Source organism: Rathayibacter sp. VKM Ac-2759, assembly GCF_009834225.1.
Lineage (GTDB): Bacteria > Actinomycetota > Actinomycetes > Actinomycetales > Microbacteriaceae > Rathayibacter.
On record NZ_CP047176.1, the window covers coordinates 2,819,736 to 2,834,633 of the forward strand.

The following is a 14,898-nucleotide window of genomic DNA, read 5'->3' on the forward strand; positions in this document are numbered from 1 at the left end:
CACCGTGACGGGGACCGTCTTCGCCGCCGGGGCCGTGTGCTGGCGACTCATCGAGGGTCGTCCGCACATCCTCGTGATCCACCGGCCGCACCGGAAGGACGTCAGCCTGCCCAAGGGCAAGGTCGACCCGGGCGAGTCGCTGCCCGAGACCGCCGTCCGCGAGATCCGCGAGGAGACCGGGCTCGCCGTAGCGCTCGGCGTGCCGCTCGGCTCGACCGAGTACACCCTCCCGAACGGCCGGCCGAAGGCGGTGTACTACTGGGCCGCGCGGGTGACCGAGAAGGCGGTGCTCGCCTCCGACTTCCTCCCCAACCACGAGGTCGAGGCGCTCGAGTGGGTGACCGTCAAGAAGGCGCGCACCTACCTGACCTACCCGCACGACGTGTCGATCGTCGACGAGTTCGCCCGGATCGCGGCGCGCGGCACGCTCGACACCTTCGCGATCGTGGTGCTGCGGCACGCGAAGGCCGTTCCCCCCTCCTCGTGGGAGGGTCGAGACTCGACCCGCCGGCTGAACCGCCGCGGCACCGAGGAGGCAGCGGCCGCGGCACGCGCGGTCGCCGCCTGGCGTCCGAGGCGCCTCGTCTCGAGCACCGCCAAGCGCTGCCGCGCCACGATCGCCCCGCTCTCCTCCCTGCTCAAGCGTCCCGTCCGGCTCTCGGAGGACATCAGCCAGGAGGCGTTCGAGCGCGACGCGGCCGACGTGCGCGCCGTCGTCGGAAAGCGGGTGCGCGCGCGGAAGTCGGCCGTGCTGTGCAGTCACGGACCGGTCATCCCCGAGATCCTGCGCGAGCTCGCCCTGGCGACGGCCACTCCGATCGGCGCCTACCTCGAGGAGGCGTCCACCCTGCCCACCGGGGGCTTCACCGTGGTCCACCTCTCGACCGAGCACCCCGGTTCGGGCATCGTCTCGCTCGAGACGCACGCACCGCTCACCTGAGCCCCGGCGCGAGGTGCGAAGCGTCCTCCGCCTCCGCTGATCGGGCAACGGGCCACCCCGTCGTTCATCCTGCGTTCACCGAGCGGTCGGTGCCAGGACACGACCTCTCCGTACTCTCGCCTGCGGGCCGCACCAAGCCCTGTTCTGTTCTCATGCTTTCCTACCCGAAAGGGATACTTGTGCGTTTCTCGCGTCTCGGCCAGGCGGCCGTCATCGCCGCCGTCGCAGCTATCACGCTGACCTCCTGCGCCTCCAACGAGGCCCCCGCGGGCGGCGGCGAAGGCTCCGCCTCCGCGTCCTCGCTCTCCGGCACCATCACCGGCATCGGCTCCTCCGCTCAGGGCACCGCGCAGACCACCTGGGCTGCCGCGTTCCAGACCGCGAACCCCGAGGTCACGGTCAACTACGACCCCCAGGGCTCGGGTGCAGGCCGCACCAGCTTCATCGACGGCGCCGCCGACTTCGCCGGCTCCGACGCCGCGCTGAAGGACGAGGAGCTCGCGGGCACCTTCGCCTCCTGCGCGCCCGACACCAAGCCGATCGACCTCCCGGTCTACATCTCGCCGATCGCGGTCATCTTCAACGTCGAGGGCGTGGACGAGCTCAAGCTCGACGCCGCGACCATCGCCGGCATCTTCAAGGGCACCATCACCACGTGGGACGCCCCGGAGATCGCCGCCCTCAACCCGGACGCGACCCTGCCCAGCGCCCCGATCACCTCCGTGCACCGCTCGGACGACTCCGGCACCACGCAGAACTTCACCGACTACCTCGCGGCCTCCGCGAGCGACGTCTGGGACGCCCCGGCCGCGCAGACCTTCCCGTACCAGAGCGGTGACGGCGCCAAGGGCACCTCCGGTGTCGTCGACGCGGTCAAGAACGGCACCAACACGATCGGCTACGCCGACGAGTCCGGCGCCCAGGGCATGGACATGGCTCAGCTGAAGGTCGGCGACGCGTTCTCGACCATCTCCGCCGACGGAGCGGCCGCTGTCGTCGCCGCGTCGCCGGTCGCCGAGGGCCGCGAGGAGAACGACCTCGCCATCGCGATCGACCGCACCGGCACCGAGGCCGACGCCTGGCCGATGGTCCTGGTGAGCTACCTCATCGTGTGCCAGGAGTACTCGGACGCCGAGAAGGGCGAGGTCGTCAAGGCCTTCGCCTCGTACATCGCCAGCTCGGAGGGCCAGGAGGCCGCTGCCGCTCAGGCCGGTTCCGCTCCCCTGAGCTCGGACCTCGCCGACAAGGTCGCGACCGCGATCGAGTCCATCAAGTAATCCACAGGCCGGGCCCGTTTCGCCGCATCATGCGCGAGACGGGCCCGGCCTGTGACCGGGGTTCGACCTGCCGGATGCGCGCACCCGAGCCCTACGATCTCCCCGTGAGCACTGTCGAACCCCCTCGTCTGAAGAGAGTCCCCTGGAATGGCAACTGAGACCGTCGTCCGCCCGAAGGCGAAGGTGCGCGTCGGAGACCGGGTCTTCTCGATCTCGACCGTCGCCGCCGGCTCCCTCATCCTCCTCGTGCTGGCCGCCGTCGCGATCTTCCTCATCGCGCAGTCGATCCCCGCGTTCACCGCGACCTCCGATGAGCTGCCCGGGGAGGCGACCAACTTCTGGTCGTACGTCGGCCCCCTCGTGTTCGGCACGATCTGGTCGGCCGTCATCGCCCTCGTGATCGCGCTGCCCCTGTCGGTCGCGATCGCCCTCTTCATCTCGCACTACGCACCGCGCCGCATCGCCATGGCGCTCGGCTACATCGTCGACCTGCTCGCCGCGGTCCCGTCGGTCGTCTTCGGCCTCTGGGGCGCGACGGTCCTCGCGCCGATGGTGCAGCCCTTCTACCTCTTCCTCAACGTCAACGTCGGCTGGTTCCCGCTGTTCAGCGGCCAGGCCTCCGGAACGGGCAAGACGATCCTGACCGCGTCCGTCGTCCTCGCCGTGATGGTCATCCCGATCATCACCGCGGTCTGCCGCGAGATCTTCCTCCAGGCCCCTCGCCTCCACGAGGAGGCGGCGCTCGCCCTCGGCGCGACCCGCTGGGAGATGATCCGGATGGCGGTCCTCCCCTTCGGAGCCCCCGGCATGGTCTCGGCCGCGATGCTCGGCCTGGGACGCGCGCTCGGAGAGACCCTGGCCGTCGCGATGGTCCTCTCGCCCGCCACGGTGGTCTCGTTCCTCCTGCTGACCTCGCAGAACTCGAACACCATCGCGGCCAACATCGCCCTGCAGTTCCCCGAGGCGAGCGGCGTCGGTGTCAACGTGCTGGTCGCCTCCGGCCTCATCCTCTTCGTCATCACCCTCATCGTGAACTCGATCGCGCGATTCATCGTGAATCGTCGCAAGGCCTTCTCTGGAGCCAACTGATGTCCGCCGCCACCTCGACCGCCGTCGTCCCTCCCGTCACCCTGGTCACCGGCAGGCTGCCCAAGGGGACGCCCTGGATGCTGCTGGTCGGCAGCTGGGTCGTCTTCGCGCTGGTCTTCCTGATGCTCCAAGCCGCGGGCATGATGAACGACTTCAGCCTCGTCGGAGCGATCTTCTGGGGCACCGTCCTCTTCGACATCGCCATCTACGTCGTCTCGCGCCTCGTCGAGGGCGGCCGCAAGGCGGTGGACCGCCTGGTCACCTCCCTCGTCGCAACGGCGTTCATCATCGCGCTGCTCCCGCTCGTGTCCCTGCTCTGGACGGTCGTCACCAACGGCACGGCACGCTTCGACCCGCTGTTCTTCAGCTCCTCGATGCGCAACGTCATCGACGCCGGCGGTGGAGCGCTGCACGCGATCATCGGAACGCTCGAGATCACGGCCATGGCCGCCGTCATCTCGGTGCCGATCGGACTGCTCACCTCGATCTACCTCGTCGAGTACGGCCGCGGCCACCTCGCCCGCGCGATCACCTTCTTCGTCGACGTGATGACGGGCATCCCCTCGATCGTCGCCGGTCTGTTCGCCTACGCGCTCTTCGCGCTGATCCTCGGCCCCGGCGTCCGCATGGGCTTCGCCGGCTCGATCGCCCTCGCCGTGCTGATGATCCCCGTGGTCGTCCGCTCGTCCGAGGAGATGCTGAAGCTCGTCCCGAACGAGCTGCGCGAGGCCTCCTACGCGCTGGGCGTGCCGAAGTGGCTGACCATCGTCAAGATCGTGCTGCCGACCTCGATCGCCGGCATCACCACCGGCATCACGCTGGCCATCGCCCGCGTCATCGGCGAGACCGCGCCGCTGCTCATCGTCGCCGGCTTCACCGCCTCGATGAACTACGACCTGTTCAGCGAGCGGATGATGACCCTCCCGGTCTTCGTCTACACGCAGTACGCGAACCAGGGCCCCGACTCGGAGGCGTTCCTCAACCGCGCCTGGACCGGCGCGCTGGTGCTCATCCTGATCGTGATGGCGCTCAACCTGAGCGCCCGGCTCATCGCCAAGGCGTTCGCCCCCAAGCTCGGCCGCTGACACCCACCACTCGGCTCCGGCCGCCACTCCCGAAGGAAGCAATGTCCAAGCGCATCGAGGTCAACGACCTCAACGTCTACTACAGCCAGTTCCTCGCGGTGGAGGGTGTCTCGCTCACCATCGAGCCGCGCACCGTCACGGCGTTCATCGGCCCCTCCGGCTGCGGCAAGTCCACCTTCCTCCGCACGCTGAACCGCATGCACGAGGTCATCCCCGGCGCTCACGTGCAGGGCGAGGTGCTGATCGACGGCAACAACCTCTACGCTCAGGGCGTCGATCCCGTCCAGGTGCGCCGCCAGGTCGGCATGGTCTTCCAGCGCCCCAACCCGTTCCCGACGATGTCGATCCGCGACAACGTCCTCGCGGGCGTCAAGCTCAACAACCGCCGCATCTCGAAGTCGGACGCCGACGCGCTCGTCGAGCGCTCGCTGCAGGGCGCCAACCTCTGGAACGAGGTCAAGGACCGCCTCGACAAGCCCGGATCGGGCCTCTCGGGCGGCCAGCAGCAGCGTCTGTGCATCGCCCGCGCGATCGCCGTCTCCCCCGACGTCCTGCTGATGGACGAGCCGTGCTCGGCCCTCGACCCGATCTCGACGCTCGCGATCGAGGACCTCATCGAGGAGCTGAAGAACGACTACACGATCGTGATCGTGACCCACAACATGCAGCAGGCCTCGCGCGTCTCGGACCGCACCGCGTTCTTCAACATCGCGGGAACCGGCAAGCCGGGCAAGCTCATCGAGTACGACGACACCGCGACGATGTTCTCGCGCCCGTCGGTCCAGGCGACCGAGGACTACGTGTCGGGCCGCTTCGGCTGATCCGTCCCCTCGACGCAGAAGAGCCGCACTCCTCGGGGAGTGCGGCTCTTCTGCGTTCTCGTGCCGGAGTCAGGCAGTCGCGATCGCGAGGATCGGATCGGTCGTCGGGGCGTCGGATCCGCCCGCGTCCTCGACGGTGACCGCCACGACGGCGCCCTCGGACAGCGTGCCCTCGAGCGGAGCGACCGTGCGGCCGTCGCCTCCGTCGAAGGTGCCGGCGGGGACGGCGCCCGAGCTCCCGATGTACCAGAGCTCGTAGGTCTTGTCGGCCGGCAGTGCCGCGAGGTCGTCGACGACGAGCGCCGAGCGGCCGAGCGAACTCGACCAGACGAGGGTCGCCGCTTCTCCGGTGGCCAGCGCGCCGACGGTCTCCCGCACATCGGGAGCGCTGCGGATCTCCTCGAGGGCGGTGAGCTGCTGGGTCTGCCCCGCGTCGGGCGTCAGCAGCGGCGGGAGGGTCACTCCCCCGACCACGATGACCGCGGCGGCCGCGGCCGCCGAGAGGTAGACGGCGGGACGAGCGAACCAGCGGCCGCGGCTGCGGGCCTCTGCGCTGTGGCGTGCGGGCGCCGGTGCCTCGTCGACCGGAGCGACGGCCGCCAGTCGCGGGGGCCGGGTCGCCTCCGTCGCGGCACCGGCGTCGACGGGCAGCTGCGGCGTGGTGGCGATGAGGGCCATCAGGTCGGCCTTGAGGGTGGGAGACGGTGCGACGGACGGCGCACTGGAGGCGAGCGCCTCGGCGACCGCCGAGAACTCCTCGGCCTCGCCGCGGGCCTCCGGGTTCTCGAGGAGGTAGCGGGCGAACCGCTCCTCCTCCTCGGGGGTCAGAATGCCCAGCGCGTGGCCGGCCGCGAGGTCACGCGGATCGGCGGCGCCATCGGGATCGTTCATGTCGTTCACAGGGCCACCCCCATCTCTTCTCGAAGTCTGATCATTCCATCGCGGAGGCGCGTCTTGACGGTGCCGATGGGGCACTTCAGGATCCCCGCGATCTCACTGTGCGAGTACCCGCCGTAGTACGCGAGCTGCAGCGCCTGACGCTGGAGCTCGGTGAGGCGCTCGAGAGCGGCTGCGACCTTCTCATGCTCGAGGGACACCTCCGCCTGCTCGGCGACCTGGTCGTACTCACGGCCGAGGTCTCGGATACCGATGCGCACGTCCCGGTCGCGGCCCGCCTGGGCCGCGCGTACCCGATCGATGGCCCTGCGGTGTGCCATCGTGAGGATCCAGGTCGTCGCGCTTCCTTTATTCGGAGCGAATCGTCCAGCGGTTTGCCAGATCTCGAGGAAGACCTCCTGGGTGACCTCCTCGGACTGGGCGCGGTCGACCAGGACCCGGGTGATGAGTCCGAGCACCCTCGAGGCGAAGAGGTCGTAGAGCTCGGAGAAGGCGCGCTGATCGCCGTTCGTGATGCGCTCGAGGAGCGCTCCGGCCTCGGCCGTCGTGTCGTCGGTCATCCGCGTTGCCCCGCTCGTGCCCGGCTCTTGAGGTTCCGGGTCATCCAGAAGGCTGCCACGGCGACGCCCGCGATCACGACCGACACTTCGAGGGGGAGCGTCACGAACCGCACATCGAGCGAGACGACGCCCAGGTCGAGGAGCGCCGGAGCGGACAGCCGCGGCGCCAGCCACAGCGAGATCACGCCGACGAGAGCGGCCGTCAGACCGGGGTAGCTGCGAGGGCGGACGAGCACCCACAGCCCCGCACCCAGGCCGAGGACGGCGAGGGTGCGCATGATCGCGCCCTGCGACAGGACGACTCCGGCTCCGAACTGCGCACCCTCCTGGGAGTCGACGCCGGGAGCGGCGAGGAAGTACAGGACCGCGACGAGGAGGAGGCCGAGACCGGCGACGAGACGCGCGCCGATCCGGAGTGCCTTCGGACTCTTCATGCCGGATCTCGCCTGTCTGTCGGGGATCGGGACCGGAGCCGCCGATCACTCGCCGCGGGCCCTCGACCGGCCGCTCCGACGCGGAGATGAGGGGGCCGGACCGCAGAAACGCCTCTCGGCGCGAGGCCGCTCGAAGCGGCTATAAGTGGAGCCCGGGGTTACTGCGATCCGGCCTCAGCCAGTGTAACCGGTGCCCCCCGGGTGCCCGCGAGGAGCGTTCGCGGTCCGAGAACGCCGGGCGCGGTGGGCTTGCGGCGGGCTCGCTCTACTCGAGGGAGTCGCTGCGCCACAGCCGCGCGCAGCTCACCAGCTCGGCCGCGGTCGTCGAGAGCCGCAGCGCGCGCGTCGTGAGCTGGCTCGCGCGCGCCTCGTCGGTGAACTCGACGTCGTCGGCGACCGAGGCGGCACCGGACGCGCTCACCCGGCAGAAGGCGGCCGCGCGGTCGAGCGCCACCGCGAAGTCGCCGTCGAACACCCCGCGGAGGATGCGGTCGGCGAGCTCGGTGATCTCTGCCGGCCCGGTCGGAGTGACGGCGCCGGCGACCACCGGGTCGATCGTGGCCGACAGCTCGACTCCCCGCTGGTAGAGGAAGCTCGTGCTCTCGGGGTCCTGGCGGATGACGAGGCGGAGCAGGTAGATGCGCCAGAGCGCACCGGGCAGGCTGGCGGCGCTCGAGCGGGCCCACAGCTCGGCGAGCGCGTCGATGCCGTTGTGGTCGGTGTACTCGACGAGGCGGTCGATGACCACGGGGTCGGGGTCGCTCCGGACGCGGCTGAGCAGCGCGACGGCCGTCTCGTGCGCGACACGGCTGATCTGCGCCGGGTCCTCGCCTCCCTGGAACGCCTCGAAGACGTGGGAGGGGAACTTGGTCGGCTTGTGGAAGCCGTCTGTCATGGGGCCGCCTTCCGCGGTGGGGGGTGCTCGGTCCTGTCGATCACTCGTTCGCGTCGACACGGTTCGAGGAGGGTAACGCGCGGGCATGCCGAGGTATGCCCCGCGCCGCCCCCGCGCCGCCGGGCGCTACCCTGGATGCCGCGGGCCTCTAGCTCAGTTGGCAGAGCAGCGGACTTTTAATCCGCGGGTCGTCGGTTCGAGCCCGACGGGGCCCACCAGTAACGGCGCGGAAGTAGCCTCCCCGGGCCGCCGCCGTCGAGGCCGAACCCCTCCGGAACCCCTCCGCTTCAGGTTCCGCTAGCGTCATGACGATGACGAGCAGATATCCCCTCAGAGCGAATTCCGAGCAGCTTGCGCTGAAGGCAGGCATGCGGCGAGTGGAAGTCAAGACCGAGTCTGCACCGGAACTCAAGGACCTGGCGAGCGTGCGCGCAGACTTCAGCATGGCGAAAATGCTCCTCAGTTGTTACCTCGAGAAAGACTTAGAGCACTCTGCTCCTGAGCCTGGCGAGAGTGATGCCCTCTGGCTAGCAGCCGTAACACTATATGGTCGTGCTTTCTCAAAGGGGGTTCGGCGCCATGGTCGCGCGGAACTGAACGCCTTCGGTGCCGACTCACGAGCCTCCCACGACTTCTTCCTGGACTTGCGAAACAAGTTCGTCGCACACTCCGTGAATGCGCTCGAAGCTGGCGCCGTATTCGCGGACCTCTATTCGCCGGATGGCCCGCTCGGGATTGCCAGCATCGGCGAAGCCTATGTGAGCGTTACGCGAATGTCACGATCAACGGCACAGGACCTTCATGACTTGTGTGCGCAGCACGAAGAGGCCCTCACCCGACGGATCGAGGTGCTGCATCAGAAGATTGGGCAGGAGCTTTCCGCGCTCGGACCGGAGCTGCTCTACGCACTACCAACGTTCGTTCATCCGGAGCCTGACGCTTCGGACCCCGCGGCCGCGCGGAAATAACTGAAATCAGGAGGAAAGTTGCGGCGTGTCGTAGGCAAGCGTTCGCCGGTCGTGTCGATGATTCTCCATGGTCTCTCCTAACACGTCGCTTCCTGCCGATACATACGTACCGATCCTCAAGGGCAAGCGAGCTGAGCTCGACGCCGTCTCGGGAGCCCCTTCTGACCGTCTCGTCCCGCTGTTCGAGTTTCTCGATCCGGCTCTAACGAAAGATCTGCTCGCGCGCGCGTGGGCCAACCCGAGTGATGTCGTCTGGATACAGATACTCAATGCCGACGGTGTCGAAGATGCCGCTTTCGCATCCTCGCTAACGGATCTCTTTGCGAGTCTGCGCCCGGACTACCTCGCAGTCCCCGTATTGACCACGACAGAAGAGCCCAACACGCTCGCCGCTATCGCCGCTATCGCCGCCACTGACGGGCGGGGCGTAAGCCTGCGGATTGATGTCGAGGAGCTCGTCGACGAGAATGTGAATAGTTCCGCAGACATCAACGCCACGCTCGATGGCCTCGCGCTTACCGTCGCGGACGTCGACCTTGTCCTGGATGCTGGTTTGATCAGTGGCTCGGCTACGATCCGGGCAGCGGTCGTCAGTCAGGCCATCCGAGAACTACCTGAAACCGGCTGGCGCTCAATTGTGGTTTCGTTCTCGGCCTTTCCCCCGGCCGTTGGGGAAGTCGTCCCGAAGGGAACAGTAGTTGCACTTCCGAGGACCGACGCGGCAGCATTTGTAGCACTGCGCCGGTCCACAGACCTCGAGCTGGTATACAGCGACTACGCAATTGGTGTCCCAACCTACGCCGCAGCCGCCTTCACACCGATTCCCAACATGAAATACGCATCCGATAATGAGTGGTTCGTACATCGCGGCACGGAACGAAGGAACCCGGCGCCGCAGTATCGAGCACTAGCTCGCGCAATCGTCGCCGCCACGTACTACTCAGGAACCGCCTTCAGCCCCGGCGACCAGCAGATCAGCGACGTTGCGACAGAAACCTCCGGGCCAGGAAACGCGACGACACACCTGCGGATTGCGATGTCTCGTCACCTGCATGTGGTGCTTTCGCGACTCGCCACCCTTGGCGCGCCGTGAGTGCGCTCGTCACGAGGGACCTGAGCTGATCGCGCTCGGTCATTCGAGCGAGGCGTTCGGCCAGCTCATAGCGGGTACGGCTCCGATAGCCGGTCGACGCGTCGAGGGAGTCCAAGGCGCGAAGTAGCTCGTCGCGCCAGAGCAAGCTGGCTAGCGCTAGGTTGTCGCTGAACCTACGCTGCTGAGCTCGCCGAACCTGGCGATAGATGAGTGTGTCCTCGGCCGTGCGATCAACTACCGCTAATCCCCAGCCTCGATTGAGGACCTGGCGGGCTTTTGTCAGGTGACGTGACGTTACTACGAGAGTGCAGTAGTCGAAGACGTCACCAAAAACGTCCATTTGACGGGGCAGGCGTGCAAGAGTATCCAGATCGCTTTTCAACTCGTACCCAATGAGATGATCGCCAATAACCGCGATGTCGATGCGCCCGCGTTCACCGATGACGAACTCGTCGATGACCAATTCGTGGAGGCTTCCTCCGCGGACAACGGCCTCGTGGACGGCGGACCGGATTTCGAGTTCGGTCACCGGAGCCATGCCCACGATGCTAACTCCCTTCGGCCTCCGCGAAGGCGGTGAACCGCGCGACGTGCGAGGTGTAGTCGGTGGCGTAGAGGCGGGCGTAGATCGTGTCCGTCGTGGTCACGCTCGAGTGCCCGAGCCACCGACTCACCTCGTACGGCTGGAACCCGGCGGCGAGCCAGAGCTACGCGGCCGTGTGACGGAGGTCGTGGACCCGCATGTCGGGGAGTTTCGCGGCGGCGAGCGCGGGGCGGAAGTAGTTCCGGCGGAAGCTCGCGTTGTCCATCACCCTTGAGTAGTCGGGCGAGTGCTTCCCGCCGACCGCTCGTCCCGGCCAGAACAGCGCCGACGGGTCGCCGGAGCGCGGGTGTTGGAGGAGGTACCGGCGGAGGTCGCGGATGAGCCCGCTGTGCATGAGCGGAACATCGCGGGTCGAGCGCTTGGACTTGGGTGTGCCGACTACCCACTCCCCCGCTACGTGCTGCATCGTCTGGCGGACCTGTACGTGGCCTCGAGCGAGGTCGACGTCCTGGACGCGAAGCCCGGCCAGCTCGCCCGCTCGGAGGCCCGTATACGCGGCGAAGCGGACGAGGAGGTCGTACGGCGCCGAGTCCGTGAGCTTCACAGCGAGCGCCTCGACCTGAGCCGTGGTGAGGAAGGTCGGCGCGAACTGTCCGGCATCGTGGTTCTTCGGCAGCTTCACCCCATCGCAGGGGTTGTAGGAGATGAGCCGGTCGTGGAGGGCGTGCTTACAGACCTTCCGGAGCGCGACGTAGCAGTGGTGAACCGTCATCGGCGCCAGCCCCTCGGCGTGCAGCTCCCCGATCCACGTCTGGACGTCGGCGCGGGTGAGCGTCGCGATCCGGCGCTTCCCGAACCGCGGCAGCACCCGCCCCGAGTAGAGCAGCTCGGCCGACCGGTAGGTGCGGGGCTTGAGCTCCGGCTTGCTCGCGGCGAGGGACGCCACGACGACCTCCGCGACGGTCTTCGAGTTCTTCACGAGGGGCTCGGTACTCGCGCCTCTCTCCAGCTCCGACTCGACCTTCAAGGCGAATCGCTCGGCCTCGCGCTTCGAGGTGAAGGTGCGCTGCTTGAAGCCGCCGTTCCCGTCCCGCCACCGGCACTCGTATGCGGTCCCGGTCTTCCGTTCGACCGCTCGAAGATACGCCCGGCGGATCTCGTCGTCGCGTGGACCCCCCTGAGCGCGATTGTCGAGCGCCGGTGTCAGAGCTCGCACCGGATCGCCCATTCGACGTCGCCGGCGAGCTTGGCGGCCTTCTTGGTCCGCTGATGGGGTCACCATCCCCCTGGGTGAGAGGGGGTGCCACCCTGGCTGGGGGTCAGCCTGACGGTCTCCATCCGCTCGGGGCAATGATCGGGAGTTGCTGTGCCCCCGCTGGCGGCGTGGGGTCGTCCCCGTCGCTTCGCTATCGGTTGCACCAGCCTTCGGCGCAAGACACGGGTGTAGTCCTCTTGCCAGCGGGTCACCGCCACAGCTAACGTCCCGGATCTCATCGACGACAGGGAAGCGTGGCTCGTCTAGGTTGAGGTCTCGAGCCATCGCTGTGCCAAGCAACTTGGTGGGCGACGTGCAGTGGGCGCCGGCTGCGATTAGGCGTAGGCGGAGCTCTCTGCGTTGGCGTACTTGGGGTTGGTGGCCACGGTCGCCTCGCGATCAGCTGTGGACTCCTATTCGGCTGGGTAGCAGCTCTGGTGCTGAACGCCCCGGCCCGGTGGGCAAGAGGCGGTCAGCGATCGGTGGCGATCAGTCGCCGTTGAAGATGCGGGCGGCCTGCGCGAAGAGGAGGAGCATCAGCGGTGCGGCGTTGAGCCAGAAGCCCCAGTTCGCCATGACTCGACCGTGACCGCCGATCTCCCTTGAGCGTCGGCCACCGACTATGGCGCAGATCAGGCCGGGGATGGCGGGGATCCAGGCGATGAAGATGCCGATGATCGTCAGGGTCGGGAGAATGGCGCAGAGGCCGAGGATGAGTGATGCGACCGAGGCGCCGTTCCCGGGTGGCCGTTGTAGCTGCACGACTGTGGGAGTGAGCGGTGCGCGTTGCTCGGTCCATGCGATGCCGTCCCAGTAGCGCTGAGTGGCGGGCTGTGTCGGGTCCGGGTACCAGCCAGGCGCGGCGTTGTTCATGCCCGGAGTGTGCCAGGTCGGGCGCACGTACGCCACTATCCGCGCTGCGTTGCTCCCGGTTGTGTGGGGTGCGGCGCGTGTCGATGCTTCCATTGCTCCGAGTTCGGCGATGACATCGGAATACTTCCGTGCTCAGTGGCGTGTGGTCACAGCCTCGGCTGCACGTTGGACAGCGTCAGCTCGGTGGTCAGCGGGTCGGGACGTCTGTGGGGCGCCGCACCGCAGACGGGCGAATCTGTTCGTCATCCCGATAGGAGCGATTGACAGTTCCAGGAGCGCGGGGGATCGGCAAGAGGACCGGAATGCCGCACCGCACGACGGCACCGGAGTCGGTCGGCGGGCTGCACCGCCGTCGCGAACCACGGCATGCCGGCTCCCTCACAGCACATCGGTCGCGATTCGGCGCAGTCCTCACACGAGGCTGTCGGGGACAGGCGCTACTCGTGGCAGAGGGACCAGTCGGAGTCGGGGTAATCGCGGGTGACGGTGCCGTCGAGGAGGCGCCAGACGCCTCCGTGGTGCTCGAGGAGGCGGCCGTGGACGATCTCGGACTCCCAGCCGTCGTCGGTGCGGTACCAGCGGACGAGGCGGACGGTCACGGCGCTGCGGGTGCCGACACGAGGGGACATCGTCGTCCTTTGCGGTAGAGGGGTCGTGGAGTGGTGAGGGCTCCAGCTCGTCTGCTGACGGAGGTGGGTCTCGATACGCCGCCTCCGGCGACTACTCGATCAGCGAGGGCCGGTCAGCGAACAGTGGGGGCGGACGACGGGGGCGGGACGGCCGGCGGAAAGGGGTCGCCGACCGCCCCGCGCTGATCACCGGGTCGGGTCGTCGGGCCAGAAGCAGACCATCGTCATCGTCGAGCGGTAGAAGAGGGTCTTCGCGTCGACCTTGTCGACCGGGCGGTTCTCGTCGTCGGGGTAGAGCTCGCCGGCGGAGTCCACGCCGGGCGGGAGGCAGGCGTCCTGCGCGGTGTAGCGGGTCGGCTTCTTCGGGGCGTACCAGTCGCCTCCGTCGCCCTGCTCGGTGCCGGGGATGAAGGACGGGATGCCCGTGTAGGAGCAGACGAGCGTCAGCGAGGCACCGGCCCGGACGAAGCGGTAGCTCGTCGTGCTGAGACTGATGTCGGGCGAGCCGGGCAGCAGGGCGCCGTAGTAGCAGGAGCCGTTCGACGAGATGTCGGACGAGGCGTAGCCGTCGAGGTTCGCGCCGGCGTTGTGGTCGGCGAGGGCGGGAGTCGCGGCAGCGCCGACGAGGGCGGCAGCGGCGGCGAGGGCGAGGACGGTGGAGCGGAAGGACGGCATGGACGGTCTCCTCATCGAGACGGCGTCGGCGCAGTGCGTCGGCAGTGGCGGGTGCTCGACGAGCGAGCGGCGGGGCATCGGCGCTTCGGGGCGACAGCTCTGTCTCCCGTTCGGATGCTCCGCGGGCGTCCGGCGGACCGGATGCCCCGAACTCTAGACCGCCGACCGGCGGGTGTCTGCCCCCTGTGAGGTCACGAAGAAGCGGCGATGACCGGCCTCTCGGGAGGAGGCCGCGGCGCGCATCCTCCGGGACCGCCTGCGCAGCACCCGATCGCTCGGGCCGAAGGTGCCCGCCTCGAGCAGCTGCCGTAGCGAGGAGGCGACCTGCCGGGCCAGCCGGGGATCGATCCCGCCGGGCACCCGCAGGGCGTCGATCAACTCGAGGGCCGTCCGCGTGGTGCGAGAGATCGCCATCCCCGAACCCTATGAAGACTCTGAGAAGCACGGTGCGCCCCGGGCCGGGGTCGCGCGACAGGACCATTGCTCAGCTGTCGCGCGACTCCGCTCGGAACGCTCGGGACTAGCTCGAGCTGCCGTCGCCGCGGCCGGTGGCCGACTGGAGGCGGTCGATGTGCTCGGAGGCCTGAGCCTTGGTGAGGTCGGCGGGAAGGGTCTCTCCGGCCTCGCGGGCGAGGGTGTCGAGGTAGCTGCGCTGCGGGCCGGTCATCGGCTCGTCGCCGGTGACCCAGTCGGACGGGTCCTTGCTGGCGCTGGTGTCGCTGGTGTCGTCGGCTCGGGCGCCGAGGACGTCGCCCTCGGTCTTGACGTCGGGATCGGTGGTGTTGTCATCGCTCATGCTGCGACGCTACGCCCGACCACCGACACGGACGAGGGCTTGCGGATCGCCTCCGGGAGGCCCGCTC

Annotated in this window: 17 protein-coding genes and 1 tRNA gene; 8 read left to right on the top strand and 10 right to left on the bottom strand. The window is 68.4% G+C overall.

All coding sequences use genetic code 11. The features are described 5' to 3' along the window. Positions 1-4: 4 nt before the first annotated feature. The 5 genes from GSU68_RS13070 (at position 5) to pstB (ending at position 5,212) form a co-directional block, all read left to right on the top strand. Positions 5-940, top strand: coding sequence for an NUDIX domain-containing protein (locus tag GSU68_RS13070; protein ID WP_159909003.1), 936 nt, complete (start codon positions 5-7; stop codon positions 938-940). 179 nt (positions 941-1,119) lie between these two features. Beyond that, the gene (gene pstS, locus GSU68_RS13075) at positions 1,120-2,217 is read left to right on the top strand and encodes a phosphate ABC transporter substrate-binding protein PstS (RefSeq protein ID WP_244259276.1); all 1,098 of its coding nucleotides are present in this window, start codon (positions 1,120-1,122) and stop codon (positions 2,215-2,217) included. Between the two features lie 147 nt (positions 2,218-2,364). Next, positions 2,365-3,306 carry a phosphate ABC transporter permease subunit PstC gene (pstC, locus tag GSU68_RS13080; RefSeq protein WP_159909007.1) on the top strand — a complete coding sequence of 314 codons (942 nt, stop codon included), beginning with the start codon at positions 2,365-2,367 and terminating at the stop codon, positions 3,304-3,306. Then, on the top strand, positions 3,306-4,391 hold the full coding sequence (gene pstA / locus GSU68_RS13085) for a phosphate ABC transporter permease PstA (RefSeq protein ID WP_159909009.1): 1,086 nt from the start codon (positions 3,306-3,308) through the stop codon (positions 4,389-4,391). The genes pstC and pstA overlap by 1 nt, the downstream gene beginning before the upstream one ends. 41 nt (positions 4,392-4,432) lie before the next feature. Next, positions 4,433-5,212: a phosphate ABC transporter ATP-binding protein PstB gene (gene pstB / locus GSU68_RS13090; protein WP_159909011.1), complete on the top strand. Its 780-nt coding sequence runs from the start codon at positions 4,433-4,435 to the stop codon at positions 5,210-5,212. A 69-nt stretch (positions 5,213-5,281) separates the two neighbouring features. Here the strand turns inward: pstB and GSU68_RS13095 are convergent, their stop codons facing one another. The 4 genes from GSU68_RS13095 to GSU68_RS13110 all read right to left on the bottom strand — a co-directional run bounded on the left by GSU68_RS13095 (position 5,282) and on the right by GSU68_RS13110 (position 7,998). Then, positions 5,282-6,103, bottom strand: a complete 822-nt coding sequence (locus GSU68_RS13095; protein WP_159909013.1) for an anti-sigma factor — start codon at positions 6,101-6,103, stop codon at positions 5,282-5,284. Positions 6,104-6,108: 5 nt separating this feature from the next. After that, entirely contained in the window at positions 6,109-6,669 is a 561-nt protein-coding gene (gene sigK, locus GSU68_RS13100; protein ID WP_159909015.1) for an ECF RNA polymerase sigma factor SigK, read from the bottom strand. After that, positions 6,666-7,103 carry a hypothetical protein gene (locus GSU68_RS13105; RefSeq protein ID WP_159909017.1) on the bottom strand — a complete coding sequence of 146 codons (438 nt, stop codon included), beginning with the start codon at positions 7,101-7,103 and terminating at the stop codon, positions 6,666-6,668. Before GSU68_RS13105 ends, sigK begins: the two co-directional genes overlap by 4 nt. Before the next feature lie 265 nt (positions 7,104-7,368). Beyond that, entirely contained in the window at positions 7,369-7,998 is a 630-nt protein-coding gene (locus GSU68_RS13110; RefSeq protein ID WP_159909019.1) for a DNA-directed RNA polymerase subunit beta, read from the bottom strand. Positions 7,999-8,140: 142 nt separating this feature from the next. Between GSU68_RS13110 and GSU68_RS13115 the strand changes: the two genes are divergently transcribed. The 3 genes from GSU68_RS13115 to GSU68_RS13125 all read left to right on the top strand — a co-directional run bounded on the left by GSU68_RS13115 (position 8,141) and on the right by GSU68_RS13125 (position 10,059). Next, positions 8,141-8,216 (top strand) — tRNA-Lys (locus GSU68_RS13115). An 87-nt stretch (positions 8,217-8,303) separates the two neighbouring features. After that, complete coding sequence (locus GSU68_RS13120; protein WP_159909021.1) at positions 8,304-8,966, top strand: hypothetical protein; 663 nt, start codon at positions 8,304-8,306, stop codon at positions 8,964-8,966. A 67-nt stretch (positions 8,967-9,033) separates the two neighbouring features. Further along, positions 9,034-10,059, top strand: coding sequence for a hypothetical protein (locus tag GSU68_RS13125; RefSeq protein WP_159909023.1), 1,026 nt, complete (start codon positions 9,034-9,036; stop codon positions 10,057-10,059). A gap of 707 nt (positions 10,060-10,766) precedes the next feature. Here the strand turns inward: GSU68_RS13125 and GSU68_RS13135 are convergent. The 6 genes from GSU68_RS13135 to GSU68_RS13160 form a co-directional block, all read right to left on the bottom strand. Continuing rightward, a complete protein-coding gene (locus GSU68_RS13135) occupies positions 10,767-11,582 on the bottom strand; it encodes a tyrosine-type recombinase/integrase (protein WP_159909027.1) in 816 nt (271 codons plus the stop codon). Positions 11,583-12,347: 765 nt separating this feature from the next. After that, positions 12,348-12,731, bottom strand: a complete 384-nt coding sequence (locus tag GSU68_RS13140) for a DUF2510 domain-containing protein (RefSeq protein ID WP_159909029.1) — start codon at positions 12,729-12,731, stop codon at positions 12,348-12,350. A 437-nt stretch (positions 12,732-13,168) separates the two neighbouring features. After that, positions 13,169-13,360, bottom strand: coding sequence for a hypothetical protein (locus GSU68_RS13145; RefSeq protein WP_159909031.1), 192 nt, complete (start codon positions 13,358-13,360; stop codon positions 13,169-13,171). A 186-nt stretch (positions 13,361-13,546) separates the two neighbouring features. Then, positions 13,547-14,035, bottom strand: coding sequence for a hypothetical protein (locus GSU68_RS13150; RefSeq protein WP_159909033.1), 489 nt, complete (start codon positions 14,033-14,035; stop codon positions 13,547-13,549). A gap of 153 nt (positions 14,036-14,188) precedes the next feature. After that, entirely contained in the window at positions 14,189-14,449 is a 261-nt protein-coding gene (locus GSU68_RS13155; RefSeq protein ID WP_159909035.1) for a hypothetical protein, read from the bottom strand. Positions 14,450-14,555: 106 nt separating this feature from the next. Continuing rightward, the gene (locus GSU68_RS13160; protein WP_159909037.1) at positions 14,556-14,831 is read right to left on the bottom strand and encodes a DUF3072 domain-containing protein; all 276 of its coding nucleotides are present in this window, start codon (positions 14,829-14,831) and stop codon (positions 14,556-14,558) included. Positions 14,832-14,898: the final 67 nt, after the last annotated feature.